The 26,689-nt window shown below is 43.3% G+C and carries 36 protein-coding genes and 3 pseudogenes; 14 read left to right on the top strand and 25 right to left on the bottom strand.

Annotated elements, in window-relative coordinates:
- Positions 1-114: 114 nt before the first annotated feature.
- On the top strand, positions 115-1,119 hold the full coding sequence (locus tag K6984_RS02105) for a cation diffusion facilitator family transporter (RefSeq protein ID WP_420831638.1): 1,005 nt from the start codon (positions 115-117) through the stop codon (positions 1,117-1,119).
- A gap of 79 nt (positions 1,120-1,198) precedes the next feature.
- A complete protein-coding gene (locus tag K6984_RS02100) occupies positions 1,199-1,735 on the top strand; it encodes a hypothetical protein (protein WP_230987812.1) in 537 nt (178 codons plus the stop codon).
- A gap of 149 nt (positions 1,736-1,884) precedes the next feature.
- On the opposite strand, the gene K6984_RS02095 is transcribed toward K6984_RS02100, so the two are convergent.
- A complete protein-coding gene (locus K6984_RS02095; RefSeq protein WP_221893957.1) occupies positions 1,885-2,601 on the bottom strand; it encodes a hypothetical protein in 717 nt (238 codons plus the stop codon).
- Positions 2,602-2,716: 115 nt separating this feature from the next.
- Between K6984_RS02095 and K6984_RS32240 the strand changes: the two genes are divergently transcribed.
- Positions 2,717-2,845 (top strand): hypothetical protein, encoded by a 129-nt coding sequence (locus tag K6984_RS32240; RefSeq protein ID WP_263458596.1) that lies wholly within the window; start codon positions 2,717-2,719, stop codon positions 2,843-2,845.
- Positions 2,846-3,219: 374 nt separating this feature from the next.
- Here the strand turns inward: K6984_RS32240 and K6984_RS32235 are convergent, their stop codons facing one another.
- Positions 3,220-3,351, bottom strand: coding sequence for a hypothetical protein (locus tag K6984_RS32235; protein ID WP_263458623.1), 132 nt, complete (start codon positions 3,349-3,351; stop codon positions 3,220-3,222).
- Here K6984_RS32235 and K6984_RS02090 point away from each other — a divergent pair.
- Positions 3,308-3,616: a hypothetical protein gene (locus K6984_RS02090; RefSeq protein ID WP_221893956.1), complete on the top strand. Its 309-nt coding sequence runs from the start codon at positions 3,308-3,310 to the stop codon at positions 3,614-3,616. The two genes, K6984_RS32235 and K6984_RS02090, sit on opposite strands and share 44 nt — an antisense overlap.
- 13 nt (positions 3,617-3,629) lie before the next feature.
- On the opposite strand, the gene K6984_RS02085 is transcribed toward K6984_RS02090, so the two are convergent.
- The 3 genes from K6984_RS02085 to K6984_RS02080 form a co-directional block, all read right to left on the bottom strand.
- Positions 3,630-3,767 (bottom strand): hypothetical protein, encoded by a 138-nt coding sequence (locus K6984_RS02085; RefSeq protein ID WP_221893955.1) that lies wholly within the window; start codon positions 3,765-3,767, stop codon positions 3,630-3,632.
- 27 nt (positions 3,768-3,794) lie between these two features.
- On the bottom strand, positions 3,795-3,923 hold the full coding sequence (locus K6984_RS32230; RefSeq protein WP_263458596.1) for a hypothetical protein: 129 nt from the start codon (positions 3,921-3,923) through the stop codon (positions 3,795-3,797).
- Positions 3,924-4,058: 135 nt separating this feature from the next.
- Positions 4,059-4,331: a transposase gene (locus K6984_RS02080; RefSeq protein ID WP_221893954.1), complete on the bottom strand. Its 273-nt coding sequence runs from the start codon at positions 4,329-4,331 to the stop codon at positions 4,059-4,061.
- Between the two features lie 489 nt (positions 4,332-4,820).
- Between K6984_RS02080 and K6984_RS02075 the strand changes: the two are divergent.
- Positions 4,821-5,093: pseudogene (locus K6984_RS02075) on the top strand (transposase domain-containing protein); the annotation flags it as partial.
- Between the two features lie 85 nt (positions 5,094-5,178).
- Here the strand turns inward: K6984_RS02075 and pdxJ are convergent.
- The 9 genes from pdxJ to K6984_RS02030 form a co-directional block, all read right to left on the bottom strand.
- A complete protein-coding gene (gene pdxJ / locus K6984_RS02070; RefSeq protein WP_221893953.1) occupies positions 5,179-5,916 on the bottom strand; it encodes a pyridoxine 5'-phosphate synthase in 738 nt (245 codons plus the stop codon).
- The gene (gene recO, locus K6984_RS02065) at positions 5,901-6,602 is read right to left on the bottom strand and encodes a DNA repair protein RecO (protein WP_221893952.1); all 702 of its coding nucleotides are present in this window, start codon (positions 6,600-6,602) and stop codon (positions 5,901-5,903) included. Before recO ends, pdxJ begins: the two co-directional genes overlap by 16 nt.
- A 159-nt stretch (positions 6,603-6,761) precedes the next feature.
- Positions 6,762-7,643 carry a GTPase Era gene (gene era / locus K6984_RS02060; RefSeq protein WP_221893951.1) on the bottom strand — a complete coding sequence of 294 codons (882 nt, stop codon included), beginning with the start codon at positions 7,641-7,643 and terminating at the stop codon, positions 6,762-6,764.
- Entirely contained in the window at positions 7,640-8,323 is a 684-nt protein-coding gene (gene rnc / locus K6984_RS02055) for a ribonuclease III (RefSeq protein WP_221893950.1), read from the bottom strand. The genes era and rnc overlap by 4 nt, the downstream gene beginning before the upstream one ends.
- Positions 8,320-8,688, bottom strand: coding sequence for a DUF4845 domain-containing protein (locus K6984_RS02050; RefSeq protein ID WP_230987811.1), 369 nt, complete (start codon positions 8,686-8,688; stop codon positions 8,320-8,322). The genes rnc and K6984_RS02050 overlap by 4 nt, the downstream gene beginning before the upstream one ends.
- Before the next feature lie 22 nt (positions 8,689-8,710).
- A complete protein-coding gene (gene lepB / locus K6984_RS02045) occupies positions 8,711-9,487 on the bottom strand; it encodes a signal peptidase I (protein ID WP_221893948.1) in 777 nt (258 codons plus the stop codon).
- A gap of 13 nt (positions 9,488-9,500) precedes the next feature.
- A complete protein-coding gene (gene lepA, locus K6984_RS02040) occupies positions 9,501-11,303 on the bottom strand; it encodes a translation elongation factor 4 (RefSeq protein WP_221893947.1) in 1,803 nt (600 codons plus the stop codon).
- 260 nt (positions 11,304-11,563) lie between these two features.
- Entirely contained in the window at positions 11,564-11,920 is a 357-nt protein-coding gene (gene tusC, locus K6984_RS02035; protein WP_263458622.1) for a sulfurtransferase complex subunit TusC, read from the bottom strand.
- Complete coding sequence (locus K6984_RS02030; protein WP_221893945.1) at positions 11,917-12,450, bottom strand: RNA pyrophosphohydrolase; 534 nt, start codon at positions 12,448-12,450, stop codon at positions 11,917-11,919. The genes tusC and K6984_RS02030 overlap by 4 nt, the downstream gene beginning before the upstream one ends.
- A 178-nt stretch (positions 12,451-12,628) precedes the next feature.
- Here K6984_RS02030 and K6984_RS02025 point away from each other — a divergent pair, with 178 nt between their 5' ends.
- Both K6984_RS02025 and glgX read left to right on the top strand, forming a co-directional pair.
- Entirely contained in the window at positions 12,629-13,312 is a 684-nt protein-coding gene (locus K6984_RS02025; RefSeq protein WP_221894129.1) for a histidinol-phosphatase, read from the top strand.
- Positions 13,313-13,430: 118 nt separating this feature from the next.
- Positions 13,431-15,584 carry a glycogen debranching protein GlgX gene (gene glgX, locus K6984_RS02020; protein WP_221894128.1) on the top strand — a complete coding sequence of 718 codons (2,154 nt, stop codon included), beginning with the start codon at positions 13,431-13,433 and terminating at the stop codon, positions 15,582-15,584.
- A gap of 50 nt (positions 15,585-15,634) precedes the next feature.
- Here glgX and K6984_RS02015 read toward each other — a convergent pair whose 3' ends face one another.
- Genes K6984_RS02015 through K6984_RS02005 form a run of 3 tightly spaced genes read right to left on the bottom strand, consistent with a single transcriptional unit; the run spans position 15,635 to position 17,312 of the window.
- Positions 15,635-15,991, bottom strand: coding sequence for a VTT domain-containing protein (locus K6984_RS02015; RefSeq protein WP_263458635.1), 357 nt, complete (start codon positions 15,989-15,991; stop codon positions 15,635-15,637).
- Positions 15,992-16,012: 21 nt separating this feature from the next.
- On the bottom strand, positions 16,013-16,282 hold the full coding sequence (locus K6984_RS02010; RefSeq protein WP_221893943.1) for a hypothetical protein: 270 nt from the start codon (positions 16,280-16,282) through the stop codon (positions 16,013-16,015).
- Complete coding sequence (locus K6984_RS02005; RefSeq protein WP_221893942.1) at positions 16,230-17,312, bottom strand: transposase; 1,083 nt, start codon at positions 17,310-17,312, stop codon at positions 16,230-16,232. The genes K6984_RS02010 and K6984_RS02005 overlap by 53 nt, the downstream gene beginning before the upstream one ends.
- Before the next feature lie 257 nt (positions 17,313-17,569).
- Here K6984_RS02005 and K6984_RS02000 point away from each other — a divergent pair.
- The 4 genes and pseudogenes from K6984_RS02000 to K6984_RS01990 form a co-directional block, all read left to right on the top strand.
- Positions 17,570-18,073: pseudogene (locus tag K6984_RS02000) on the top strand (transposase); the annotation flags it as partial.
- Positions 18,074-18,082: 9 nt separating this feature from the next.
- Complete coding sequence (locus K6984_RS01995; RefSeq protein ID WP_221893941.1) at positions 18,083-18,637, top strand: transposase; 555 nt, start codon at positions 18,083-18,085, stop codon at positions 18,635-18,637.
- The gene (locus K6984_RS32225) at positions 18,586-18,714 is read left to right on the top strand and encodes a hypothetical protein (protein ID WP_263458600.1); all 129 of its coding nucleotides are present in this window, start codon (positions 18,586-18,588) and stop codon (positions 18,712-18,714) included. The genes K6984_RS01995 and K6984_RS32225 overlap by 52 nt, the downstream gene beginning before the upstream one ends.
- Positions 18,715-18,741: 27 nt before the next feature.
- On the top strand, positions 18,742-18,906 hold the full coding sequence (locus K6984_RS01990) for a hypothetical protein (protein ID WP_221893940.1): 165 nt from the start codon (positions 18,742-18,744) through the stop codon (positions 18,904-18,906).
- 330 nt (positions 18,907-19,236) lie between these two features.
- Here K6984_RS01990 and K6984_RS01985 read toward each other — a convergent pair whose 3' ends face one another.
- Together K6984_RS01985 and K6984_RS01980 are read right to left on the bottom strand one after the other, a co-directional pair.
- The gene (locus K6984_RS01985; protein WP_221893939.1) at positions 19,237-20,535 is read right to left on the bottom strand and encodes a transposase; all 1,299 of its coding nucleotides are present in this window, start codon (positions 20,533-20,535) and stop codon (positions 19,237-19,239) included.
- A 460-nt stretch (positions 20,536-20,995) separates the two neighbouring features.
- Positions 20,996-21,274: pseudogene (locus K6984_RS01980) on the bottom strand (IS66 family transposase); the annotation flags it as partial.
- Positions 21,275-21,604: 330 nt separating this feature from the next.
- On the opposite strand from K6984_RS01980, the gene K6984_RS01975 reads away from it, so the two are divergent.
- The gene (locus K6984_RS01975; protein WP_221893938.1) at positions 21,605-22,732 is read left to right on the top strand and encodes a transposase; all 1,128 of its coding nucleotides are present in this window, start codon (positions 21,605-21,607) and stop codon (positions 22,730-22,732) included.
- 193 nt (positions 22,733-22,925) lie between these two features.
- On the opposite strand, the gene K6984_RS01970 is transcribed toward K6984_RS01975, so the two are convergent.
- Positions 22,926-23,324, bottom strand: a complete 399-nt coding sequence (locus K6984_RS01970) for a DUF2780 domain-containing protein (RefSeq protein WP_221893937.1) — start codon at positions 23,322-23,324, stop codon at positions 22,926-22,928.
- Positions 23,293-23,496 carry a hypothetical protein gene (locus K6984_RS01965; protein ID WP_221893936.1) on the bottom strand — a complete coding sequence of 68 codons (204 nt, stop codon included), beginning with the start codon at positions 23,494-23,496 and terminating at the stop codon, positions 23,293-23,295. The genes K6984_RS01970 and K6984_RS01965 overlap by 32 nt, the downstream gene beginning before the upstream one ends.
- Positions 23,497-23,508: 12 nt before the next feature.
- Here K6984_RS01965 and K6984_RS01960 point away from each other — a divergent pair, with 12 nt between their 5' ends.
- Positions 23,509-23,793 carry a hypothetical protein gene (locus K6984_RS01960; protein WP_221893935.1) on the top strand — a complete coding sequence of 95 codons (285 nt, stop codon included), beginning with the start codon at positions 23,509-23,511 and terminating at the stop codon, positions 23,791-23,793.
- Between the two features lie 17 nt (positions 23,794-23,810).
- Here K6984_RS01960 and K6984_RS01955 read toward each other — a convergent pair whose 3' ends face one another.
- The 3 genes from K6984_RS01955 to K6984_RS01945 all read right to left on the bottom strand — a co-directional run bounded on the left by K6984_RS01955 (position 23,811) and on the right by K6984_RS01945 (position 25,914).
- Positions 23,811-24,077, bottom strand: coding sequence for a hypothetical protein (locus K6984_RS01955; RefSeq protein ID WP_221893934.1), 267 nt, complete (start codon positions 24,075-24,077; stop codon positions 23,811-23,813).
- Between the two features lie 43 nt (positions 24,078-24,120).
- Positions 24,121-25,113 (bottom strand): oxygen-dependent tRNA uridine(34) hydroxylase TrhO, encoded by a 993-nt coding sequence (trhO, locus tag K6984_RS01950; RefSeq protein WP_221893933.1) that lies wholly within the window; start codon positions 25,111-25,113, stop codon positions 24,121-24,123.
- A gap of 543 nt (positions 25,114-25,656) precedes the next feature.
- Positions 25,657-25,914 (bottom strand): hypothetical protein, encoded by a 258-nt coding sequence (locus K6984_RS01945; protein WP_221893932.1) that lies wholly within the window; start codon positions 25,912-25,914, stop codon positions 25,657-25,659.
- Here K6984_RS01945 and K6984_RS01940 point away from each other — a divergent pair.
- Positions 25,871-26,032: a hypothetical protein gene (locus K6984_RS01940; protein ID WP_221893931.1), complete on the top strand. Its 162-nt coding sequence runs from the start codon at positions 25,871-25,873 to the stop codon at positions 26,030-26,032. The two genes, K6984_RS01945 and K6984_RS01940, sit on opposite strands and share 44 nt — an antisense overlap.
- A gap of 91 nt (positions 26,033-26,123) precedes the next feature.
- On the opposite strand, the gene K6984_RS01935 is transcribed toward K6984_RS01940, so the two are convergent.
- A complete protein-coding gene (locus tag K6984_RS01935; RefSeq protein ID WP_221893930.1) occupies positions 26,124-26,630 on the bottom strand; it encodes a hypothetical protein in 507 nt (168 codons plus the stop codon).
- Between the last annotated feature and the right edge of the window lie 59 nt (positions 26,631-26,689).

The raw sequence follows: 26,689 nt of genomic DNA, 5'->3' as shown, positions 1-26,689 counted from the left end.
ATAAAATGGCGTACGTAATTTGTCGGCTTAAATTAATAGCTTGTTAGCGGCAACACATTTAATAACAGGCACACAGACAATCAATACCTTATCCTCAGGAATATAAGCATGGGAATGAAGCAGCAGAAAAAACAGACGCATAGCCATGATCATCACGGTCATTCTCATCATCATGCCGATCCTGATAATCATGGTCGCGCCTTTGTTATTGCCATAATATTAAATGTGATTTACGTCAGCGTTGAGTTCAGTTATGGTTTTATTGCCAATTCAACTGCGCTCATGGCTGATGCAGGGCATAATTTATCCGATGTGCTGGGCTTAGTCCTCGCCTGGGGGGCAGCAATCCTTTCACGTAAAGCCCCCAGCCAGCGCTACACCTATGGGCTGCGTAGCACGTCTATTTTAGCTGCGCTGGCTAATGCCATGATTCTGCTATTAGCCTGTGGCGCTATCTCATGGGAGGCGATATTACGCTTTAGTCAGCCACCCGAGGTCGCTGGTTTTACCGTGACTCTTGTTGCTGCGGTCGGAATTGTTATTAATGGCCTGTCTGCCTGGCTATTTGTTAAAGGCAGTAAGCAAGACCTGAATATACGTGGAGCCTATTTACATATGATGGCTGATGCAGCCGTCTCGCTAGGGGTTGTTGTCGCTGGTCTGGCTATGATGTATACCGGCTGGTACTGGCTGGATCCGGTCGTGAGTCTGCTGATTGTGATGATAGTTACCATTAGTACCTGGGGCTTATTACGCGACTCTCTACGCCTGATTTTAGCCGCCGTGCCTGAAGGTATCGATGTAGCGGCCGTGGAAAACTATCTACTCCAATGTACCGGCGTAGTTGATGTGCATGATTTACATATCTGGGGCATTAGCACTAGCGAAGGCGCTTTGAGTGCACACCTGGTTATTCCGCAAGGTTACCCTGGGGATGCTTTTATGGATGATATTATCTGTACCCTAAAAGAGCGCTTTTCTATCCAGCATAGCACCCTGCAAATGGAGCAGGGAACAACGCTGCATACCTGTACTCTACACCCGGATGCCCTGGATACACAAAAACAATACAGGCGCGCCATGCTACCTCACGAAATTCCGGGACTCCTGTCGCCGTAATTCGTTCACCTACGCAGCGAATAGGAGATGCTCCAGCCGCCCTGCGTCCGCCACAGACTGAGCACAAAGCAGCTCAGTCATGGCTACCACAAATGGCTCTACGGCTATTCGGGATAAAATTTTGGCCTCCCTCGCGCGCTATCGCGCACTTCGGATTGGCAAATTTCCCTGCGCCTTCTGGAGACTATCAGCCCGTCCGGGGCTGACAGCGACAGCGGCCAAATATAGCCCTATAAAATTTACCAACAGGAACTTTAACCTTATGGCACAGACACAAAAATCAAGTATCTTTTTTAAAGTCCTGATTATGAGTACACTCATCGCTACGCTATTATATTTATTTCATCCGGGTGTTGGCCAGTTTGGAGTGATGATTAATGGTGAGCCGGTAGCTGATCCTTTAGTACGTTTTGCTGCGCTACCTACATTATTTATTTCACTGATTTTTTCAGTGCTACTGATAGTACTGGTTTTTATTGGCGTGGGCATGCTTGTCTTTATCGGCGCAATAAGCTTTGTCATGCTTGGCGTGTTTTTCATGGTCCCCTATTTTTGGCCAGTCTTGTTAATTATCCTGTTTGTTATCCTGGTAATGTCATTGGGCAATAACAAATAACATTTAGGCTATCCATGCCCGTATTATCATAATAACTAGCATAACGTATGAATATTATTTTTCTAGCCATTATTCTGATTGCTTTTTTTAGTAGCGCCTATCACTCGATGTTCAAGTTTTTCCATCCCATTGCCATCAAACTCTTACCTTCACCCAGCAGAACAATACTTTAATGATGCTGTTGGCCCTAAGCGCCCTAAATCTCTGCCAATCATATGTTTTCCTGATGGCATCAGTTGAAACACATCCTTTATTAATTCACCTAACTCTTTCAGCTTATCACCAGGATCTGGAAACGCTAGCAATGACGTGATGAACTCAAGCAGTACATCCATTTGAGACTTGCGCTGTAAGCTTCCTACGGTATACGCAGGTAGTTTGCTTTCAATGCGGGCTATTTGCTCTGGGTGAAGGAGAAGGCAATGGTCAAACAAAAGACTCAGAATCAGGCCACGGCTTGATCCCTCTTCATCTAATTGTTTGGCCTCACGCCCCCATCCTTCATAAAGCTTCCAGTCCTCAAAGAAAACCTCAATCAGCCATCTCAACGTATAGGCTTGAATAATATCTTGTGTGCGCCAAGTCAGGCCTGTCGCCACTAAATAGCGATAGTCGTTTTCACCGTCATATTTTAAGGCAATGACAAAGCGTTTTTTACTGTGAGAACTCACCTTCAATCGTGCACTGCTGACAGTCACTTTAATCTCTTTGCCGCCACGTACACGTATTATCTGATCAATGCCTTTGTTAATCGAATTAAAGTAGCTCTCGACTGACCTTATTCTACCTCTATATTCAATATTTTGGTTTTTACGTAATTGGCTAATCACCTGCGAGCCTCCAGATTCTTTAGCGGCTTCGTCCATAAAGGCTTTTTCACCATACAGCGCATCAAGCCAGTACGCCTTTAATTTTAATCAGGCTATGCGCAACTTTAAACTCTTTTAATAAGCCTAATGCAATCTCGGGGAGTCGCTATTTTTGCGAAAGCTTGTTTTGGGCATCCCAGCCCAAGCAAGCAGCAAAAACTTAACGCGACCACTTATGCCTCCGGCGGCCCCGATTCGTCCTCGTCACCTCGTCCCGACCCAACAAGGGGTCGGAACATAGGCTCCAAATGACTTGACGCCGTGTCGGATGGCCTTTTATTTTGTCTCCACCTTCGCTAACGCTCAGACTCCGACAAAATAACGGCCCTACGGCTATCGCGGACTAAAAATCTTCACTTCGCTAAAGCTCCGTTTCCAGGATTTTCAGCGGTTGATGCTGATAAGACACTAGAACCTATAGACCTACAAGTCGCACAGGAAATACCCGCAGCAGCATCCGACGCTTACCCTGCCTGGATTTCCTACTTATCTTTACTGAGTATTGTTGCATTTGTACCAAAATGCTATCATTCACGGGCGCAGTATCGGGCCGTGGATTATTCCGGCATTTGTCGTGTCATTGCTAAGCTTTGGCGCATACTGGGGCGTGCGTGTTTATGAGGTTTTTGTTGAACAGGCGCGCCATGCTACCTCACGAAATTCCGGGACTCCTGTCGCCATAATTCGTTCACCTACGCAGCGGATGGGAGATGCCCTGAACGCCCTGCGTCCGCAACGACTACGCACAAAAGCCGCTTCGTCATTACTACCTCACTGGCTGGACGGCTATTCGGAATGCAATTCTTGCTCCTCTCGCGTGCTTCTAGCACACGTCGAATCAGCGAATTGCCCTGTCGCCTATCAGGGACTAAAAATCACCACTTCGCTAAGCTCCGTTTCCATGATTTTCAGCGGTGGCTGCCCCCAGACGCTGCCCGTACTTTTTATTCCGCCCCCTCTGCTTGGGTTTTCTTTTTTCTGGACGATCGTACAGTACATTATTGCACCTTAACCTAGAGAGAATATTAAACCGGCTTCCGACGCTGAAAATCAGGGAAACGTAGCCTAAGCGAAGTGATGATTTTTAGTCCGCGATAGCCGTAGGGCCGTTGTTTTGTCGGAGTCTGAGCGTTAGCGAAGGTGGAGACAAAATAAAAGGCCATCCGACACGGCGTCAAGTCATTTGGAGCCTATGTTCCGACCCCTTGTTGGGTCGGGACGAGGTGACGAGGACGAATCGGGGCCGCCGGAGGCATAAGTGGTCGCGTTAAGTTTTTGCTGCTTGCTTGGGCTGGGATGCCCAAAACAAGCTTTCGCAAAAATAGCGACTCCCCGATAGCTTTGTAAACAGACTTCCATAGGCCATTGTTGCCAAACCAGCTATCAGTGACTGTCAATATCGGAGCGGTGGAAAAATGTTCTGCAATTGCAATTGCAATCAGCATTTGAGCCGCCTAAGCCATCTTGGTCTGGAAAGGAACGACATCACCTCTTATCGTGGCGGTTTCTTTTTTTGCCTGAATTGTTTTTAAGGGCAGATAAAATCGGAAATCTAAAAGTAAGCACGCCCAGCGACCTTTGACCTGTTTCAGCAACCCTACCGATACAATGTTTTGTGCCCATGGATATTTGCTTTGATTCGATTTGGCCGCGTGGTCAAAAATGGCTTCACAGCCGAAGATCTTCTTACCTAATTTAGTGATAATGGAGTCATCCAGTGCAACCAATATGCGCCCATCTGTTTCAGGAGACGGAATCAGCTCCCAGATAGTTTTCCACAGCCCACGGCAAAGTTGAAGAAGCCATGAAAGTGTAAAAGCGCTTATTCTTGATCTCAAACCCAAACAACGTATCAAGGCAACGCCAAAGATTAGAGGTCATTGATGACGTAAAAGGAACGATAATAGACAGGATCGTGTAAACGAACAGAGAGGCTCGTTCGCGGCCTAAAGTGGTTTCGGAAAAATGATCTTGAAGCGGGAGTAAAATATCGCGTAAAATGAACATGAATGAGGTCGTTTTATTTGTATAATCAATGTGTTATAAACTTTCATTATACAGTAAAACTAGGCCTCATTCACGATTAACCTGTTGTTTTTAAAAGGAATTTAAGGCTTTTAGTCAACGGAATGCCATTAATATTAGTAACATCTAATATTTCAGAAAAATAAGCATCAGCTGATATTCTTATGCTTTAAAAACTAGGAAACTTCAGTATACAAATTGATAATAATGCAGCTGAAAGGCATATCAAACCGTTTGTGATTGGACGTAAAAACTGGCTGCTTAACCAGACACCACTCGGTGCAAATGCCAGCGCACTACTTTACAGTCTTGTGCAAACAGCCGCTGCTAATAACCTGGAACCTTTTGATTACCTGAAATACCTATTAACTGAACTACCCAAGCTGGGTAGGCATTATAAACCAGAAGCACTGGATCAGTTTTTTCCCTGGAACTTGATTGAAAAAATTAAGCCTCTAAAGTAATTGGGGTAGCTTGTCTAGGTGGAGAGAATTGACGCTTACTTTTATTCACGCGATGCGTGCTTGGGCGCTAGTGAGTATTGTAAAATCAAAGTCGGGCGTTACACATAGTCTGCTTCATATCCCTGACTGCTGTTTCCAGGCCGGAAAAAACAGCCTGGGCAATAATGGCATGGCCGATATTTAACTCGACCATTTCAGGTATTTTAGAAATATCTGCCACATTATATAAAGTTAATCCATGACCGGCATTCACTTGTAATCCAGCACTATGCGCATAGCTTGCCGCTTTCTGGATGCGTTCTAGTTCCTGATTGCGTTGCTGTTGATTAATTGCATCGGCATAACGGCCGGTATGTAATTCTATCACTGGCGCGCCAGCACTGACCGCAGCATCTATCTGCTGTTCTTCCGGGTCGATAAATAATGATACTTCAATATCAGATTCTGCCAGATGCGCACAGGCACGTTGCATTTTATCCAGGCTAGAGGCGACGTCCAGGCCACCTTCTGTAGTTAATTCTTCTCTTTTTTCAGGTACCAGACAACAGGCAAAAGGCTTTACTTCACTGGCAATTTTAAGCATTTCATCAGTCACTGCCATTTCAAAATTAAGCCGGGTATGGATCATATCCTTTAATAAGAACATATCTCTATCCTGCATATGCCTGCGGTCTTCGCGCAAATGCGCAGTAATACCATCGGCTCCTGCCTGCTCGGCAATCAGTGCAGCCTGTATAGGTTCCGGGTATTTTGTGCCTCTTGCCTGTCTTAAAGTCGCGATATGGTCGATATTGACCCCTAATAATATCAGTTGTTCTTGCATGCTTGTTTTTGTATTAGTTGAGTAATTAAAGTTCGACTTTTCAGCGGCTTGCCTTGCAGGTAAAAGTCTATGATCCGGCGCATTAAAAGCTTGGCTTCATTTAGCTGGCGCTCATTTGTATGGTTTTCCTGTTGCATAGCGATCAATGTCGCACCATGAATCTGTCCGTCGAAATTCAATGTAGCCCCGCACTCTATATCATATTGATAATTGGCATCAAGCTGAATAGCATCGTGAGTAAGGTAATCAAATTCTAACTGCAAACCATAACCGATCGATTGTAATAACCGGGTTTCAAATATTCGCAAGGCAGCTTCGATTTCGTGACTTGATTTTAATTGCTGTAAACAGGCGATATAACTCAGAAATACATCAGGATAAGGCTCACCTGCAGGAATAAAGTATCTCAGTAGTTCATTAAGATAAAACCCGCAATAGGTATTAAGCCCCGGTAGAATTGGGTCTGATTGACCGGTTTCCACATGACACAGGGTTTTAAGATTACCTGAGCCTATATAGCTAATATTCAGTGGTATAAACGGACGTAATACCCCCATATATTGCGCTTTTTGCTGTCTAACGCCTTTGGCTATCAAAGATACTCGTCCAGTTGACTGAGTAAAGACATCGATAATCAGGCTGCTTTCCCGGTAATTCTGATGATGCAATAAAAACCCTGCTTGCAAGCTTTGCGGCATAATACTAGAAACCGCAGTAGATGGATTTCTTCACAAAACCATGCAGTGTGGCGCCCTCATCCAGCCCGTGACAAATATTTGCGCTCATTATATAGTGCTTATTTGCTTATAGTATTATAGCGATCAACTGTGGCTTGTAGGGTATGGTTATTCTTTAAAGCCCAGGCTCTGCAATGCGCGTTCGTTATCAGACCAGCCAGATTTTACTTTGACCCACAATTGTAAATACACCTTGCTGCCTATTAACGTTTCTATATCTTTTCTGGCCTCAGTACCAATGCTCTTCAAAAACTCGCCTTGTTTGCCGATCACGATATTCTTTTGCGTTTCACGCTCTACCCAGATGAGCGCATAAATTTTAGTGATATGCGCTAGCTCTTCATATCTTTCAATTTCCACCGTTAAAGCATAAGGCAATTCATCCCCTAGACGACGGGTTAGTTTTTCTCTGATAATCTCCGCCACTAAAAAGCGCTCCGGGCGGTCGGTAATCTGGTCTTGCGGATAAATGCGATTACCTTCCGGCAATAGCTGCATAATTAAATTATCTAATAAATCCAGATTAGTCTGCTTTAAAGCCGAGATAGGCACGATTTCCTTAAACGGGAACTTCTTTTGCGCATCGGCAAAAAAAGCAAAGATAGCTTCCTTGTTTTTTACTCGATCGATTTTATTCACCGCCAGAATAACCGGAATATTTGCCCGCTGTAATTTTTTAAAAATAATATCATCATAATCCTGCCAGGCCAGGCCATCTATTAGCCAGACGACCAGATCCACACCTAATAGCGTTGTATCAGCAGTTCTATTCAGATAACGGTTAAAGGCCTTCTTGTTACTTTCATGCATACCCGGGGTATCCATATAAATAGCCTGGCCTTTATCACTGGTTTTTATGCCTAGAATCTGATGCCGGGTGGTTTGTGGCTTGCGTGATGTAATACTGATTTTTTGCCCCAATAAATGGTTCATCAGGGTTGATTTGCCTACATTAGGCTGGCCAATAAAGGCGACATATCCACAATTCATTTTTGTTCCCTGGCAATGTGTTCAAGCATTAGTTCGGCAGCTTGTTGTTCGGCTTTTTTTCTTGAAACGCCGGCACCAATATATTTTTTATCGAATAAGCTAATCGCGCACTCAACTTTAAAAATCTGCTCATGCGGCAGACCCGCCTGATTAACTAAAGTATATTGTGGAATATCTAGTTGCCGGGCTTGCAAATATTCCTGCAGCCGCGTCTTGGGATCTTTTTGCCAATTATCCAGGCGTAATGCAGCAAGGCGGTCAGCAAATAAATGCAGAATCCAGACCTTGCAATTCTCTATGCCCTGATCTTTTATAATTGCACCCATAATCGCTTCAACAGCATCGGATAAAATAGATGCACGCCGATACCCGCCGCTCTTTAATTCACCAGAGCCCAGAATCAGATAATCACCCAAATTATGCAACCGAGCTAATTCAGCCAGAGATTCTTGATTAACTAGACTCGCCCTAAGGCGGCTTAAAACCCCCTCACTCGCTTGCGGAAATTTTTCGAATAATGCCTGGGCAATTACAAAGCCCAGAATAGAATCACCTAAAAACTCCAGACGTTCATTGTTTTTAGCGCCCATACTACGATGCGTAAGTGCCAAAACAAACCATTCTGGCTGGTTAAAGCTTAGCCCTAATTTTTTACTTAACTGTTCAGGTGCTTTTATCACTTAACGCCTACTTCTATATAATCATCAAAATCTACCCAGACACTTAAGTTACCAATAAATGGCTCTTTCACATGATAAACAATTTGAACTTTTAAATAGCCACCCCGCGAGGTGATTTTTACATCTTTCTTTTTAACGTCATAGACATAGTTCATATTAAATTGCTTATTAAGCGAGATCCAGACTTCACGCTTGCTTTTTTTCTCTATATCAGTGCGATGCTTCAAGGTTTCCAGTGCATGCACTACTTTGCTGTGGTTCATATATATAGGGCTTACTTTTAAAACGATTAAAGTAAAAAAAGCAATCATTCCTAAAATGAAAATCATGGAAATTAAGGTTATTCCCTGCTGTTTTTGTTGCATAGTGCGCATCTTTCCTCCTGGCTTATTGAATAACAGTACCAATACGACTAAAACCTACCCCCGTATTTTCCCAGTCCCAGTTCATCCAGATAAAAAATGCCCTGCCGACCAGGTTTTCTTCAGGCACTGTGCCCCAGTATCGGCTGTCATTACTGTTATCCCGGTTATCACCCATAACGAAATAATGCCCCTTCGGTACAATAAAAGTTCCTTTTATATTAGGCGCATTATGGTTGATTAAAATATCATGTTCGACAGGCTGCAGGTCTTCAGTTAAAATTTCTGCCCCGCTCATGGTTTTTCCCTGACCAACGCCTTGATAACGACCTAATGAAACCTGTTTCATGAGTTTACCGTTAATCGTCAGTTTTTTATCTTGATAGCTAATATGATCACCCGGTAATCCGATCACTCGCTTAATATAATCAACAGACGGGTTTTTAGGGTAACGAAAAACCACGGCATCACCCCGCGCAGGCTCATTTATCTGAATAATCTTTTTATTGATCACCGGAATGCGTATGCCGTAGGTGAATTTATTCACTAAAATAAAATCGCCAATTAATAGGGTTGGCATCATCGAGCCTGATGGGATTCTAAATGGCTCGGCTATAAATGAGCGCAGGATAAATACGATTAACACAACGGGGAAAAACGAGCGGGCGTATTCAACGATAAGTGGCTCGTTGGCTTCAATATATTCAGTATGAGTGCGTTTGAGATAATATAAATATCCCCCCCAGATAACTCCGGTAACGACAGTTGCCGAAAATAAAAAAAATGAAAAATCAAAATTCATGTCTTTACTATACCTATGATTCTTTATTAACTTGCAGAACGGCCAAAAAGGCTTCCTGAGGAATTTCTATACTACCCACCAGCTTCATGCGCTTTTTGCCTGCCTTTTGCTTTTCCAGCAGTTTTTTCTTGCGGCTAATATCACCACCATAACATTTAGCCGTCACATTTTTACGCAAGGCCTTAACATTGGATCGGGCGATAATTTTAGCACCGATAGCGGCTTGAATGGCTACATCATACATTTGCCTAGGAATTAAATCTTTCATTTTATCGACTAGGTCACGGCCACGATTCTGACTTAGATCTTTATGCACAATCACCGATAATGCATCCACTTTATCACCATTTATCATTACATCCAGCTTTACCAACGCGGCTTCTTCAAAGCGTTTAAATTCATATTCAAAAGATGCATAACCACGACTCACTGACTTTAAGCGATCAAAAAAGTCCAATACCACTTCACTGAGAGGCAGTTCATAATGCAAAGAGACCTGACTGCCCATATATTGCATATTAGTCTGTACGCCACGTTTTTCAATACACAAGCTAATCACATTCCCTAGGTATTCTTGAGGAACTAATATATTCGCCTGGATGATCGGCTCTCTGATCATTTTTATCGATCCTACATCGGGCAGATTAGCCGGATTATCAACCTTTAACACCTCGCCTCTGTGGGTTTCAACTTCATAGACCACGGTCGGAGCAGTGGTAATTAAATTGACATCGTATTCCCGCTCCAGACGCTCCTGAATAATCTCCATATGTAACATACCAAGAAAACCACAGCGGAAACCAAAGCCTAGCGCCTGCGAGGATTCAGGTTCAAACTGCAAGGCCGCATCATTCAGGTGCAACTTATTTAAAGATTCTCTTAAGGCCTCATAATCATCTGAGCTAACCGGGTATAGCCCTGCAAAAACGCGCGGCTGTACCTTCTGAAAACCTGGCAATGCCTCTGCGCAAGGTCTATCAGCAAGCGTGATTGTATCGCCGACCGGCGCGCCAAAGATATCTTTAATTGCTGCAACGATAAAGCCTACCTGTCCTGTTTTTAGCTCTACTTCATCTTGCCGTTTAGGGGTAAATATCCCTACTCTTTCAGCAACAAAACTAATCCCGGTGGACATAATAGTGATTTTTTGTTTTTTACGCAAAGTTCCATTAATTACTTTTACCAGGGACACAACTCCCAGATAATTATCAAACCAGGAGTCAATAATCAACGCTTGCAATGGTGCTTCTTCGTCACCCGCAGGGGCGGGAATAACATTCACCAGCTCTTCTAATACTTCAGCAACCCCTTGCCCAGTTTTTGCACTAACGCGTAAGGCATCTTCGGCCGGAATGCCAATAATCTCTTCAATTTCATTAATAACTTTATCTGGAACAGCAGAGGGTAAGTCGATTTTATTTAAAACCGGCATAACTTCCAGGCCAAGTTCAATCGCTGTATAGCAATTCGCAACACTTTGCGCTTCCACGCCTTGCGCAGCATCAACGACTAGAATAGCACCTTCACAAGCGGCTAAAGAGCGCGAGACTTCATAGGAAAAATCTACATGTCCCGGGGTATCAATAAAGTTTAACTGATAGGTTTCACCGTTTTTTGCAGTAAAATTCAGCGTAACATTCTGCGCCTTGATGGTAATCCCTCTTTCCCGCTCTATATCCATAGAGTCAAGAACTTGCGCATTCATTTCACGGTCAGATAAGCCACCACAGATTTGTATAAAACGGTCGGCTAATGTAGATTTCCCATGATCAATATGTGCAATAATCGAGAAATTTCGTATATGTTGTAAATCCATTGTGTATTTATAAAAATGTATTCAGTCACTAGTGCGTAGTCGCTATTTAATAAAGTATTTTAGCAGAAGCAGGACTTGCAAGTGCAGTATTAAGAAATTTAACTTAAGGTATCTGGAAATAAATAATTATCCAATATTGGGCAGATTTTTGTTCGTATTCAAGGCGTAGTAACAGGCGTATAGCTGGCTACGTAAAGTTGCTACAACGCAGAAGATTGACAAAAATACCAACAGTTTTGGATGATATGTATTCCCTCTCCCTAAGCGCTTAATACCACATCAAATGCACTGAGAGTCGCGCCAACGTCTTGCCTGCTTAATATTGTGATCGGAACTATTAGCTGGTCTTGTAGCAAGCCATGACGAGCTAATGACTCTTGCTCAACAAAAATGTGCTCTATATTATAAATATGCAGGGAGCGAAAAATTGCACTGATATCTTTACTGGCAAGCTGCTCACTACGCTGATTGTTAGATAAATGAAAAAACGCATCATCTAGTAACAATAAACTGACTCGTTGATCGAAAGCGGCGGCAATAAGCACCTGGTCTAAAACCTCCTGTACTTTTGCCCCAGAAAAGGCAGCCGTTTGCAGCACAAATAAATACGACTTCACTGATGTTCGCTCATATCTTTATTGGATAGATAACTCGAAGCACTGACATTTACGGAATTTAACATCAAAAATGCACCTAATTCCATCATTGCTTTACGGTAAACTTTACGCTTGAAATAAACCACCGATTTTAATGGCTCCCAATATTCCACCCATTGCCAGTCATCAAATTCAGGCTTATTATGCCGATCCAGAATAACATTTGCTTCATCTCCGACCAGCTTTAACAAAAACCAGATCTGCTTTTGCCCTATGCATATGGGATGCGAGTTGCGACGTATATATTTTTCTGGCAGCTTATATCTTAACCAGTAGCGAGTGCGACCAATAATTTCGATATGCTTTTCATCAAGCCCCGTTTCTTCACGTAATTCACGGTACATTGCCTGCTCAGGGTCTTCTCCTTTTTCCACGCCGCCCTGAGGAAATTGCCATGAATTGACACGCGAGCGCTTTGCCCAAAACACATGTCCCTGTGCATTGCAAAGGATGATGCCGACATTAGATCGGTATCCTTTTGAATCAATCATTTTTTAAAACCTATTTTTTACTGTTCGTAGCTAGAGCTGTAATGATAAAATCTCTGCCCGTGAACATATAGGAACGGTTGCTTGTTTGGTTCCTATGCATTACTCATGTTTCCATTGTTCCATAAATACCGGAGTGATGCTATCAGCTAATTACAAATTAACGGAAAATGAATATACCATGAGCCTAGCTATTTTCGATTTAGACAATACCCTGCTTGCTGATGATAGCGATTACTTATGGGGGCAATTTTTAGTCGATCAGAATATTGTCGATGCAGATTATTATGCCCGTGAAAATGAGCGCTTTTATCAGCAATATAAGCAAGGTCAATTAGATATTCTGAAATTCCTGGATTTCTCATTACAACCACTTGCTGATAATTCCATGCACGACCTGATTTTGTGGCGCACACAATTTATTGCAGAAGTGATACAACCCATTTTACTCGATTCTGCCCAAGAGTTAATCAACAAACATAAGCAACGAGGTGATACCCTACTGGTTATTACTGCAACTAATCGCTTTGTTACCGAGCCTATAGTCAATCTCTATGGAATTCCGCATTTAATAGCCACCACACCAGAAATGATCGACGACCGATATACCGGAAAAGTATCAGGCATACCCTGCTTTCAGGAAGGAAAAATCACCCGCCTGGAACAATGGTTAAAAGAGACGGGGCATCATCTTAACGGCAGCTGGTTCTATAGTGATTCACATAATGATTTACCACTTTTAAAGCGAGTTGATCACCCGGTTGTTGTCAATCCTGACGAACATTTAAGGCAGCATGCCCAAAATGCAAACTGGCCTGTCATCAGTTTGCGTGATCAGCAGTGCCCAGTACATCACTTAAAATAACGCAGAATGGGGCTTACCATAATCTATTTAAGTTAATTCATACTGCGTAATCACTGGACATTCAGGTGCTAGCTGATTATCATTGATAGACTTTATTTTGGATGCGCATACTCCCTTCATGACCGCTAGTTTTCTCCGCTTGAAGACAAGGTTAATTAGCCATTTTAACTTTAAAAAAACAACAGCCACCGTGAATAAGACATTTAAAACCTCACCAGGTTCTCCGTACCCCATGGGGGCAAAATTAAAACACGATGGTGTAAATTTTTCTATTTTCAGTCGCCACGCAACTTCTGTAGAGCTGTTAATTTATAGTAGCGCTGATAGCCTGGAACCGATTCAGGTTATCCACCTGGAAAATGATATACATAAAACCTTTTACTCATGGCATGTTCATTTACATGAACTTCCTCCTAGAATATGGTATACATGGCGTATGGACGGCCCAGATTGCGCGGCTGAAAGCGGTTTCAGCTTTGATAAAGAAAAACATCTGCTGGATCCATTAGCACGGGTGGTCAGCGATAAACTCTGGAATAGAAGTAAAGCCTGTTTGCCAGGGGATAATGGCCATACTGCCATGCGTAGCCAGGTAGTCGATCAAAGTTACGACTGGGAAGGTGACACGCCCTTTTCCTTTAAAAGTGAAAATGCAATTTTGTATGAATTGCATGTCGGCGGTTTTACTCGTAATAAGTCAGCAAACGTCAAAAATCCCGGTACTTTTTCTGCGCTAATTGAAAAAATACCTTATCTTAAGGCGCTGGGCATTACTCATGTTGAGCTATTGCCGGTCATGGCTTTTGATGAACAGGATATCCCTCGTGGAACGGCTGCTCTTGGCTTAAAAAATTACTGGGGCTATAGTACGCACAGTTTTTTTAGTCCGCACCCGGGGTATTGTGTAACACCCGACAAGGGGACTCATTTAAAGGAATTTCGTGACCTGGTAAAAGCGCTACACAAAGCCGAAATCGGTGTAGTCATGGATGTGGTGTTTAATCACACATCCGAAGCAGGTGCTGACGGACCGGTGATTAACTTTAGAGGTATAGGCAGCGATATTTTTTATCACCTGGATGAGCACGATAAAAGCAAATATCGTGATTACACTGGCTGTGGTAATACGGTGAATGCTAACCACCCTGTGGTTGCCAATTTTATTATCAGCTGTCTGGAATACTGGGTGCGCGAAATGCATGTTGATGGTTTCCGCTTTGACCTGGCAAGTGCTCTCGCGCGTGGTCAGAATGGTGAAGTACTGAAGGATCCACCTATTTTATGGGGCATAGAACTTTCCGAACAACTGGCTAAAACTAAATTGATTGCTGAAGCATGGGATGCAGCCGGGCTGTATCAGGTAGGTAGTTTTCCTGGCTATCGCTGGGGCGAGTGGAATGGTAAATATCGCGATAGCATGCGTAGCTTTATTCGCGGAGACAAAGGCCTGATCGCTGAGGTTGCAACCCGACTTTGTGCCAGCAGTGACCTGTATAAACAACAGGATCGCTTACCAATAAACAGTATTAATTTTATTACCTGCCATGATGGTTTTACGCTGAATGACCTGGTTAGCTACAACCACAACCATAATTTGGCTAACGGCGAAGACAACCGCGATGGTGGCGATCACAATATAAGTTATAACTGTGGTGCAGAAGGTGAAACAAATGATTTGCACATTCTTGAATTACGCAAAAAACAGGCAAAAAATAGCATTGCAATCCTGTTATTAAGCCAGGGCGTCCCAATGCTGCTGGCGGGTGATGAAGTACTTAACACCCAGAACGGTAATAACAACGGCTATTGTCAGAATAATGAACTCACCTGGCTTGACTGGAGCCTGACCGAGAAAAATGCAGATATGCTGTTATTTGTCCAGCAAATGATCGCATTGCGAAAGCGTCATCCTGCACTTATGCGCCGCCGCTTCCTCACCGGCGAAGTTGTTCCCGGACGGCATATTCCTGATATCCAGTGGCATGGTATTCAATTAGGCGCACCACAGTGGCTAGATTTTGAGTCGCGAGTTCTGGGCTTTACCCTTGCAGCGCTTAAGGATGATGAAGCTGATTTACATGTGATCCTGAATATGTCCGATGATGAACTTGCCATGCAATTACCAATCGTTGGAGAGCGGAAATGGCACCTAGCCATCAATACCGCCATGGATTCAGCTCAGGGTACCCTCAAGCCAGAAAATCAAAATCCAATAGAAGGAGACGGCTATCTGGTACAAGCGAAATCAGTGCTCGTATTCGAGGGCAGGTAAGTTAGCTTATGCCCGCCTCAATTCATTTTTACTACAATAAATATCAACTTTTACAGCATCAAATCAGCATTCGGATGCATAAGTGCAAGTTGATGTTTGGCTATTTTTGATATAAGCAGAATCACCAAGGTACTGGCTATAACACCACCGGCCAAAAATATATTATGCGGCCCGGTATAATTTTCCCCTTGTGTTAACTGGTCTGAAATATGCGCAGCCAGATAACCAAAATAAACCAGTGCCGTGTTATAAACAAACAAGCCCGTTGTTGCTAGCCAGTAGGGGGAAAATCCGCTACGACTCATTGCAAAAACATAGCTCAACAGAGCAAACGGGATGGGTAGCAAGCGCAACAGGAACATCACTTTAAAGCCGTTCTCATCGATCATCTGCGAAAGCGTACTCAGTCTGGGGTGCTGCTCTAATCATCAGTGTTCCCCTATCAATTGATGCCGTGAGACTAACCTCGCCACAAGAGAGCTCATAAAGCACTGTAAAGACATTCCTGTTATTATTGCGTTTTGAACTGCCCGAATGGTATACGAGCTGATACGAGATATTCTTGCCTGGAAAAATAATGGATTCACAAAACGATCTCGTTTTTGAGCCTGTTGCTGCCTTATCTCCAGAGCCTCGCTATATTTTTTATCCGATGGATGAATCAATTCTGGCTGTTGTGTTTTTGAAACTCTCTTCAAACACGCGCATTAAATTATAGCTCATTGCAGTCAGGCGCATTTGATTTTCAAGTGAGCGGGTATTGGAAGACCAAGCTTTAGTTTCCTTGAAATTACTTTTAGTGTTATTGAATGTCTTTTCAATCGTCCATCGCTTGAAATACAGCATGGCAATGGTTCCAGGGTTAATAGTCATTGGCAAGGTTGTCACAAACCGGTGAAGTTTTCCGGTTTCTGGATCACGGTAATCCACCACGTTAAATTTGATGCCCTTGTTTTCGTACACACTGTATGCTTCAACCCCTGTATTGATCTCATGGCGGGAGTCAAAAGGGATAGACTCAACCAGAGTCGCAATTGAATTTTCTTTTAGCATTGAAATCATGTAATTAGCATGTCGTTTCTGCCGATCCCACCAGACAAAGTCGGTGACGGCTTTATCGTAGACATAGAGATGTTTCTGAGAGCTGTTATTTCCCTTGTTTTGCTTTTCAATATGATCTCGTAACACAGGTATTTCTTGATGCCTCTGAGTTCCGTTTGTCACCAGACAAAGAAATCTGAGCAACCCACTTCTGAGATTCAACGCGTAAATCCCCCCAGCCGCATAAACTTTCCCCTTGCTGTTTTTTTCAGTATGGCAGGCATGATCAATAAAATGTCCATCCGCTGCTTCTATGGTGTATTCGTCAAGTTCCGGGAATGCTTTAAGATAATCAATGCCTTGCGACAGCAGTGTTTCAGCGTGAAGATGATAGCTCTGCTGTTCAAATGCCTCAAGCATACTTGTTCGTCTATGCGACTTCAGTGATTTAAAATACGTTGAGTGGGGAAGCAGCTGGCCATAAATCTGTTCATTGGTTTGGAGGAAATGGCGACCACTATCGACTACACTGATACAGCGTAATAACCCAAGGCGAATAAAGTCGATATCCTTCAACTCTGGGCATGAACGAGCCCACAAAGGATGACGCTCTGCTAACAGGGAACGTTCCATACTTTCATTGCAGTGTTGGTGAATATGTTCAGAGAGTGGTAGGTCTTTAAGCATGGGTGATATCCGTTTATGAGGTGATTAAAACGGAAATTTTTAGAAAAATTTTTTCGGCAATTGCAAGCTTTATTTGAAATTATTTGTTGTTTTTTTACGGTGCCTACAGAGTGTCTATTTTCTGTTATAAGTGATTAAAATCAAAAAGATGGAAATATTCGAGTGGTGCTACCTTCAGGTAGGTTATAGGCTGCTTTGTTTAGGTACTTCTTCTTTCAATGGGAACACTGATGTGATTTTCAGCGAAAGTAGGCAAGAAGATCTTCGGCTGTGAAGCCATTTTTGACCACGCGGCCAAATCGAATCAAAGCAAATATCCATGGGCACAAAACATTGTATCGGTAGGGTTGCTGAAACAGGTCAAAGGTCGCTGGGCGTGCTTATTTTTAGATTTCCGACTTTATCTGCCCTTAAAAACAATTCAGGCAAAAAAAGAAACCGCCACGATAAGAGGTGATGTCGTTCCTTTCCAGACCAAGATGGCTCAGGCGGCTCAAATGCTGATTGCAATTGCAGAACATTTTTCCACCGCTCCGATATTGACAGTCACTGATAGCTGGTTTGGCAACAATGGCCTATGGAAACCTGTTTACAAAGCTATCGGAAGCCGGTTTAATATTCTCTCTAGGTTAAGGTGCAATAATGTACTGTACGATCGTCCAGAAAAAAGAAAACCCAAGCAGAGGGGGCGGAATAAAAAGTACGGGCAGCGTCTAGGGTCAGCCACAGACATGGCAAAAACAGTACAACAAAAGGCCTGATCGTATGCCGTGAATCTCTATGGAAAACAGCGTGAAGTCAGGGCTTATAGTCGCGTTGTCATGCTGAAAACATTGAAACGAACCGTTCAGGTTGTCTGGGTGTTTCGTCGCACACAGTGGATTGCTTTGTTTACGACCGATCTAAGTTTATCCGTCACACAGATTATTGAGTATTATGGTGCGCGATGGAAAATCGAATCCGGGTTCAAAGAGCTCAAGCAAGACATAGGGAGTCAGAAAAGTCAGTGTCGAAATGCGCAGGCAGTGACCAACCATTTGAACTTCTGTATGATGGCAACAACGCTGACGTGGATTTACGCGGATCGTTTAAAAACCGATCCGGAACGTCGGCACAAAGTGAAGGGGCGAGCCAGTTTCGCATTTTCAGATATCCGCCGCATCATTGCCGAAGCGGCTTTGGATCCGGATTTTGAAAGGGTTTGCCCCAAATACAGCAGCTCCCCTGTAAATTCGGTGGTAGCCGTTTTATTGCGATCGGGGAGTCGCTATTTTTGCGAAAGCTTGTTTTGGGCATCCCAGCCCAAGCAAGCGGCAAAAACTTAACGCGACCACTTATGCCTCCGGCGGCCCCGATTCGTCCTCGTCACCTCGTCCCGACCCAACAAGGGGTCGGAACATAGGCTCCAAATGACTTGACGCCGTGTCGGATGGCCTTTTATTTTGTCTCCACCTTCGCTAACGCTCAGACTCCGACAAAACAACGGCCCTACGGCTATCGCGGACTAAAAATCATCACTTCGCTTAGGCTCCGTTTCCCTGATTTTCAGCGATGGTTGCTTGATGAATTTCTAAGAAACTTCAGTCACACATAAGACATCGACTGAAAAAAACAACGGCGTAAGCACTATAAATAGTGCAATAAACCCTGCGCTCGCGCCCAGGGACCTAATTCAGTTAAACCTGCTTCAATCAGTGCAACATGACTTTCCAGCCAATAGCCGATAAATATCACACTGATAATAACGACTAAAGACGTAAGAATTCGTCGCGATGTATAGCTATGTCGAAGTAAAGTGATCATAATTAAGAGCCATAAATAATAGATTATCCAACTTGCTTAGCACAAAGAGTCAGCCAATTTATTGCAAGGCCGTGCTCGAAATGGCTCTCAATTAATACGCATTCCATTACTATCTAATTCATCAGTGTTCCCCTATCAATTGAGGCCGTGAAACTAACCTCGCCACAAGAGAGCTCATAAAGCACTGTAAAGACATTCCTGTTATTATTGCGTTTTGAACTGCCCGAATGGTATACGAGCTGATACGAGATATTCTTGCCTGGAAAAATAATGGATTCACAAAACGATCTCGTTTTTGAGCCTGTTGCTGCCTTATCTCCAGAGCCTCGCTATATTTTTTATCCGATGGATGAATCAATTCTGGCTGTTGTGTTTTTGAAATCTCTTCAAATACGCGCATTAAATTATAGCTCATTGCAGTCAGGCGCATTTGATTTTCAAGTGAGCGGGTATTGGAAGACCAAGCTTTAGTTTCCTTGAAATTACTTTTAGTGTTATTGAATGTCTTTTCAATCGTCCATCGCTTGAAATACAGCATGGCAATGGTTCCAGGGTTAATAGTCATTGGCAAGGTTGTCACAAACCGGTGAAGTTTTCCGGTTTCTGGATCACGGTAATCCACCACGTTAAATTTGATGCCCTTGTTTTCGTACACACTGTATGCTTCAACCCCTGTATTGATCTCATGGCGGGAGTCAAAAGGGATAGACTCAACCAGAGTCGCAATTGAATTTTCTTTTAGCATTGAAATCATGTAATTAGCATGTCGTTTCTGCCGATCCCACCAGACAAAGTCGGTGACGGCTTTATCGTAGACATAGAGATGTTTCTGAGAGCTGTTATTTCCCTTGTTTTGCTTTTCAATATGATCTCGTAACACAGGTGTTTCTTGATGCCTCTGAGTTCCGTTTGTCACCAGACAAAGAAATCTGAGCAACCCACTTCTGAGATTCAACGCGTAAATCCCCCCGGCCGCATAAACTTTCCCCTTGCTGTTTTTTTCAGTATGGCAGGCATGATCAATAAAATGTCCATCCGCTGCTTCTATGGTGTATTCGTCAAGTTCTGGGAATGCTTTAAGATAATCAATGCCTTGCGATAGCAGTGTTTCAGAGTGAAGATGGTAGCTCTGCTGTTCAAATGCCTCAAGCATACTTGTTCGTCTATGCGACTTCAGTGATTTAAAATACGTTGAGTGGGGAAGCAGCTGGCCATAAATCTGTTCATTGGTTTGGAGGAAATGGCGACCACTATCGACTACACTGATACAGCGTAATAACCCAAGGCGAATAAAGTCGATATCCTTCAACTCTGGGCATGAACGAGCCCACAAAGGATGACGCTCTGCTAACAGGGCACGTTCCATACTTTCATTGCAGTGTTGGTGAATATGTTCAGAGAGTGGTAGGTCTTTAAGCATGGGTGATATCCGTTTATGAGGTGATTAAAACGGAAATTTTTAGAAAAATTTTTTCGGCAATTGCAAGCTTTATTTGAAATTATTTGTTGTTTTTTTACGGTGCCTACAGAGTGTCTATTTGCTGTTATAAGTGATTAAAATCAAAAAGATGGAAATATTCGAGTGGTGCTACCTTCAGGTAGGTTATAGGCTGCTTTGTTTAGGTACTTCTTCTTTCAATGGGAACACTGATGATGAAGACAATACTACATATACTTCGCGCGGTCACGACTGCGGATTTCTAACGACTGAGTTTTTGCCGATAGCGGCGTTGCTTAAACAGTTGCGTAGCCAGCTATGCGCCTGTTTTAGTGCCTTGCCCTCGACAAAAATCAGTGTACTATAAATTCCGCATCCGTGACCGCGCGAAGTATACCTTCAATTTCGTAACTACTCAGCTTCGCTGAGTAGTTCAATGAAATTATAAAGCAAATTCAGGTAACTTTCCCTCAAAGACCAAGGTCATTGCCTGAGTTGCACTTAGACCTTGTTTACGGCACGTTGATAAATACCCTCTGACACGACAAAATATCTCTGCACCCTTGGTACTACGAAAGCAGCCGGATATTTTCTGTTGAACCTTGGCCATCCGAATCGAATTTTCTGCGGCATTATTGGTAAATGGCACCCAGGTATTTGTCATGAAGCGCAAGACATCCTCTTCATAATTAATCAGCCTTTCCAGTAAGTTTCTAGCTTTACCATCAGTGTTCCCATTGAAAGAAGAAGTACCTAAACAAAGCAGCCTATAACCTACCTGAAGGTAGCACCACTCGAATATTTCCATATTTTTGATTTTAATCACTTATAACAGCAAATAGACACTCTGTAGGCACCGTAAAAAAACAACAAATAATTTCAAATAAAGCTTGCAATTACCGAAAAAAATTTTCTAAAAATTCCCGTTTTAATCACCTCATAAACGGATATCACCCATGCTTAAAGACCTACCACTCTCTGAACATATTCACCAACACTGCAATGAAAGTATGGAACGTGCCCTGTTGCCCTGTTAGCAGAGCGTCATCCTTTGTGGGCTCGTTCATGCCCAGAGTTGAAGGATATCGACTTTATTCGCCTTGGGTTATTACGCTGTATCAGTGTAGTCGATAGTGGTCGCCATTTCCTCCAAACCAATGAACAGATTTATGGCCAGCTGCTTCCCCACTCAACGTATTTTAAATCACTGAAGTCGCATAGACGAACAAGTATGCTTGAGGCATTTGAACAGCAGAGCTACCATCTTCACTCTGAAACACTGCTATCGCAAGACATTGATTATCTTAAAGCATTACCGGAACTTGACGAATACACCATAGAAGCAGCGGATGGACATTTTATTGATCATGCCTGCCGTACTGAAAAAAACAGCAAGGGGAAAGTTTATGCGGCCGGGGGGATTTACGCGTTGAATCTCAGAAGTGGGTTGCTCAGATTTCTTTGTCTGGTGACAAACGGAACTCAGAGGCATCAAGAAATACCTGTGTTACGAGATCATATTGAAAAGCAAAACAAGGGAAATAACAGCTCTCAGAAACATCTCTATGTCTACGATAAAGCCGTCACCGACTTTGTCTGGTGGGATCGGCAGAAACGACATGCTAATTACATGATTTCAATGCTAAAAGAAAATTCAATTGCGCCTCTGGTTGAGTCTATCCCTTTTGACTCCCACCATGAGATCAATACAGGGGTTGAAGCATACAGTGTGTACGAAAACAAGGGCATCAAATTTAACGTGGTGGATTACCGTGATCCAGAAACCGGAAAACTTCACCGGTTTGTGACAACCTTGCCAATGACTATTAACCCTGGAACCATTGCCATGCTGTATTTCAAGCGATGGACGATTGAAAAGACATTCAATAACACTAAAAGTAATTTCAAGGAAACTAAAGCTTGGTCTTCCAATACCCGCTCACTTGAAGATCAAATGCGTCTGACTGCAATGAGCTATAATTTAATGCGCGTGTTTGAAGAGATTTCAAAAACACAACAGCCAGAATTGATTCATCCATCGGATAAAAAATATAGCGAGGCTCTGGAGATAAGGCAACAACAGGCCCAAAAACGAGATCGTTTTGTGAATCCATATTTTTCCAGGCAAGAATATCTCGTATCAGCTCGTATACCATTCGGGCAGTTCAAAACGCAATAATAACAGGAATGTCTTTACAGTGCTTTATGAGCTCTCTTGTGGCGAGGTTAGTTTCACGGCCTCAATTGATAGGGGAACACTGATGAGAGCCATAAATAATAGATTATCCAACTTGCTTAGCACAAAGAGTCAGCCAATTTATTGCAAGGCCGTGCTCGAAATGGCTCTCAATTAATACGCATTCCATTACTATCTAATTACTATATAAGGCCGACTGTAATAAGTCCCCCGTCATATCACCGCCACGCTGTTTCACATAATCAACGACTACTGGCACAAATTGATCGACCATATCCGCAGACAGGTCCAGGTCTTTAAATGACGAGGCTAAGGTTGCCAAATTACCATAACTACTCGCATTCTCTCCTAACAGTGACGATGCGCCGCCAATCAAACTGGCTGTAGAACCCGATGGCTTTGGCGCCGCACTTAATAAACTATCCATTTCAGGGACTGCTGAACTTAACTGCGCGAATTGTCCTGCATCAAGCTGACCTTGTGCGGCTTTAAAAATTGCCCCTGCCCCACCTGCTGCCTGAGCACAGGCGCGCCATGCTACCTCACAACATTCTGGGACTCCTGTCACCAACATTCATTCGCCTACGCAGCGAATGGGAGATGCCCTGGTCGCCCTGCGTCCGTCTCAACCAGGCGCGCCATGCTACCTCACGAAATTCCGGGACTCCTGTCGCCGTAATTCGTTCACCTACGCAGCGAATAGGAGATGCTCCAGCCGCCCTGCGTCCGCCACAGACTGAGCACAAAGCAGCTCAGTCATGGCTACCACAAATGGCTCTACGGCTATTCGGGATAAAATTTTAGCCTCCCTCGCGCGCTATCGCGCACTTCGGATTGGCAAATTTCCCTGCGCCTTCTGGAGACTATCAGCCCGTCCGGGGCTGATAGCGTACGCACAAAACCCTGCTCAGTTAAGGCTACCTCAAATGGCTGGACGGCTATTCGGAATGCAATTCTTGCCTCCCTCGCGCGCTACTAGCGCACTTCGGATCAGCGAATTGCACTGTCGCCTACCAGGGACTAAAAATCATCACTCCGCTTAGGCTCCGTTTCCCTGATTTTAAGCGGATGAAATACCCAATTTATTAACTAGCGTATCTGTCAGGTTAGCGCCAGACACCACATCAGCAGCAGTTGCTCCTAATGTCGATATTTGCTTACCAGTATCGACTGTTTGCTGGGCAGTTGCAGCCGACTTTTGTACGCTATTCGAACACTCGCTCACAGAGTCCAGACTTAAACTTTCAGCAGTGACAGTAGCTGCAAAACTTAGTGAAATAGCGAATAACAGTGATGAACATAATTTATGCTGTGGTACTGAGTGCATGATTCTTTTCCTTTAGATTGAGTGAGTAATATTGCGTATCTGACTATCCAGCAGCTTCACGCTTTTGTCGTTGCAGACTTTTTTCCTGGTACTTTAAAGCGCGCCGCTTAGATGAAATAGCACTAGCCGAAGAGCCTATATGTTCTTCACCCCGCTGCTTTGCCAGTTGTACCTGTTTTTCCCGTTCGGCAAAGCGCTGACGTTGCTGCTCGCTGAGCTTGTCGTAACAATGCGGACAGCTAACCCCTTTTTGATAAAATTCACTGGCCTTTTCTGCTTCTGTAATCGGATAACGACAGGCATAACACTGGTCATACTGACCTTTTTCCAGCGCGTGATTTACCGCCACCCGATTATCGAATACAAAACACTCTCCCTGCCAAAGTGACTGCTCAATCGGTATTTCTTCAAGATATTTCAATACACCACCTTGTAGATGATAAACATTATCAAAGCCCTGTTCTTTTAGGTATGCGGTTGACTTTTCACAGCGTATGCCACCCGTACAATACATGGCGACTTTTTTATGTTTCTGCGGATCCAGGTGCTGCCTGACATATTCCGGAAATTCGCGAAAAGCATCTGTTGCCGGATTAATCGCATTTTTAAATCCACCTATCTGTACTTCGTAATCATTACGGGTATCAATCAGCAAGACTTCCGGATCAGAAATCAGTGCATTCCAGTCCTGCGGCTTGACGTAAGTACCGACAATTTTCTTAGGATCGATGCAAGCTACGCCCATAGTCACAATTTCTTTTTTGAGTTTGACCTTAGTACGATAAAAGGGCATTTCCTGCTCATAAGACTCTTTGCTTTCAATATCTCTAAGGCGGGCATCAGCACGTAACCAAGCCATAACAGCATCGATTCCTTCACGATCACCTGCAATGGTGCCATTAATACCTTCTTTAGCTAGTAATAAAGTGCCTTTTACCTGATGCGCCTGCATCAGTTGTAATAGGGGTTTTCTTAGCTCTTTAAAATCATCGAGCGTGGCAAACTTATATAATGCGGATACTACAATATTAGACATATAACACCTGTGAGCGAGCCGGAACGTAAATCCGGAGCAAAAAATAAACAAGTTGTTTATTTTACAATATCTTTACATGTTTAAAAAATACTCCGAGAAAATAACGGCACTTTTCTCGGCTTATATTTGTCGTATGTAAATCATCATCCATGGAAAAATTGCAACATGTGCACTTATTGAGGAGCCAGAAATAAATAATTGTCCAACATTATGGGGTAGGGTTTTAGTTCGTATTCAAGACGTAGTAACAGGCGCATAGCAGGCTATGTAAAGTTACTACAACGCAGAAAACGGACAAAAAGACCAGCAGTTTTGGGTCATGTGTTTCCATCTCCCTAAGTAAACGACCCTGCTATACAAATTCACCAACCGTAGAAACCGCAGCTGAGCACGAAGTTTATTTCTTTTTCTTTATGATCATTGCGGTCTTCATGGTGAGTTTTGTCTGGTTCAGCAACTTCTCAAAAGAATTTTGTACACGGAACGGAAGAGCTTATTTACATCGCCTCGACAAAGCCCATGGCTTTTTATGCTTGAAGTTACTTAGTTAATACTCATACTTAGGCCGTCTAACGAAAACAAACTACCAACGCTGAAAATCATGGAAACGTAGCTTAGCGAAGTGGTGATTTTTAGTCCCTGATAGGCGACAGGGCAATTCGCTGATTCGACGTGTGCTAGCAGCACGCGAGAGGAGCAAGAATTGCATTCCGAATAGCCGTCCAGCCAGTGAGGTAGTAATGACGAAGCTGCTTTTGTGCGTAGTCGTTGCGGACGCAGGGCGTTCAGGGCATCTCCCATCCGCTGCGTAGGTGAACGAATTATGGCGACAGGAGTCCAGGAATTTCGTGAGGTAGCATGGCGCGCCTGCCTTACTTGCCTTTTTGCTCCTGAGCAAACGATCTCAATCGTTACGTAGAATGACTATGCTCCTCTTGAGAGAGTTTGGCCAGAATCAAACTTCTTCGCAAACTTGGTAACTTTATTCCATCAAACTGCCTTACTAAACCCTACATACCTGCCATCAATAAAATGCCAAATGAGCCAAAGTAAGTCAATATAAAATAAATGACTGACAGAAGAGTGCTATCCCTCCAGTTGTAATCAAAAAGGCCTTTTATTAAATAAGCAATAATCACCACTGAGCACAGTATCAGTATCACTCCAATATAGATAGGGTAACCAGCAGATGCAGAGCCTTTGGCAAAAACAAACCAGAATGCCAGGGGCAGAGCGAACACATAGACAACATTTTCACAAACAAGAATAGCGGTTAATAATCGTTCGAAATTATAGGTACTGCCATCTTTTATTAACAATCCGCCCATAAACAGAACGGTAATAATCACCTCGATAAATATCTGTACAATCGCTTCTATTGGATCACTGATATTCGCCTGAATAAACAAGCCCAGCAATAAATAAACAGCTAAATTAATAAATAGAAATTTTCGACTTGTCGGTAACTCTTCGGGGTAACCACTTAACCAACACAGCTCTAAGTAATCTCTTAACATACGCTATTAGTTTTTTTATTATAATAAAACGCTGCAATATTTATCATGCAACCGCGCCG

The sequence above is a fragment of the Bathymodiolus japonicus methanotrophic gill symbiont genome, from assembly GCF_019721995.1.
Lineage (GTDB): Bacteria > Pseudomonadota > Gammaproteobacteria > Methylococcales > Methylomonadaceae > Methyloprofundus.
Note: the sequence above shows the minus strand (reverse complement) of the source record. Positions and strands in the feature narration are given on the sequence as shown.

Coding starts and splice junctions, on each gene's coding strand:
- K6984_RS02105 (WP_420831638.1), top strand. CDS start 115: ATGAAGCAGCAGAAAAAACAGACGCATAGCCATGATCATCACGGTCAT.
- K6984_RS02100 (WP_230987812.1), top strand. CDS start 1,199: ATGGCTACCACAAATGGCTCTACGGCTATTCGGGATAAAATTTTGGCC.
- K6984_RS02095 (WP_221893957.1), bottom strand. CDS start 2,601: ATGGACGAAGCCGCTAAAGAATCTGGAGGCTCGCAGGTGATTAGCCAA.
- K6984_RS02090 (WP_221893956.1), top strand. CDS start 3,308: ATGGGAGATGCCCTGAACGCCCTGCGTCCGCAACGACTACGCACAAAA.
- K6984_RS02085 (WP_221893955.1), bottom strand. CDS start 3,767: ATGGCCTTTTATTTTGTCTCCACCTTCGCTAACGCTCAGACTCCGACA.
- pdxJ (WP_221893953.1), bottom strand. CDS start 5,916: ATGCAAGAACAACTGATATTATTAGGGGTCAATATCGACCATATCGCG.
- era (WP_221893951.1), bottom strand. CDS start 7,643: ATGAATTGTGGATATGTCGCCTTTATTGGCCAGCCTAATGTAGGCAAA.
- K6984_RS02050 (WP_230987811.1), bottom strand. CDS start 8,688: ATGCAACAAAAACAGCAGGGAATAACCTTAATTTCCATGATTTTCATT.
- lepB (WP_221893948.1), bottom strand. CDS start 9,487: ATGAATTTTGATTTTTCATTTTTTTTATTTTCGGCAACTGTCGTTACC.
- lepA (WP_221893947.1), bottom strand. CDS start 11,303: ATGGATTTACAACATATACGAAATTTCTCGATTATTGCACATATTGAT.
- K6984_RS02030 (WP_221893945.1), bottom strand. CDS start 12,450: ATGATTGATTCAAAAGGATACCGATCTAATGTCGGCATCATCCTTTGC.
- K6984_RS02025 (WP_221894129.1), top strand. CDS start 12,629: ATGAGCCTAGCTATTTTCGATTTAGACAATACCCTGCTTGCTGATGAT.
- glgX (WP_221894128.1), top strand. CDS start 13,431: ATGACCGCTAGTTTTCTCCGCTTGAAGACAAGGTTAATTAGCCATTTT.
- K6984_RS02005 (WP_221893942.1), bottom strand. CDS start 17,312: ATGCTTAAAGACCTACCACTCTCTGAACATATTCACCAACACTGCAAT.
- K6984_RS01990 (WP_221893940.1), top strand. CDS start 18,742: ATGGCCTTTTATTTTGTCTCCACCTTCGCTAACGCTCAGACTCCGACA.
- K6984_RS01985 (WP_221893939.1), bottom strand. CDS start 20,535: ATGCTTAAAGACCTACCACTCTCTGAACATATTCACCAACACTGCAAT.
- K6984_RS01970 (WP_221893937.1), bottom strand. CDS start 23,324: ATGTTGGTGACAGGAGTCCCAGAATGTTGTGAGGTAGCATGGCGCGCC.
- K6984_RS01960 (WP_221893935.1), top strand. CDS start 23,509: ATGGCTACCACAAATGGCTCTACGGCTATTCGGGATAAAATTTTAGCC.
- K6984_RS01955 (WP_221893934.1), bottom strand. CDS start 24,077: ATGCACTCAGTACCACAGCATAAATTATGTTCATCACTGTTATTCGCT.
- trhO (WP_221893933.1), bottom strand. CDS start 25,113: ATGTCTAATATTGTAGTATCCGCATTATATAAGTTTGCCACGCTCGAT.
- K6984_RS01945 (WP_221893932.1), bottom strand. CDS start 25,914: ATGGGAGATGCCCTGAACGCCCTGCGTCCGCAACGACTACGCACAAAA.
- K6984_RS01935 (WP_221893930.1), bottom strand. CDS start 26,630: ATGTTAAGAGATTACTTAGAGCTGTGTTGGTTAAGTGGTTACCCCGAA.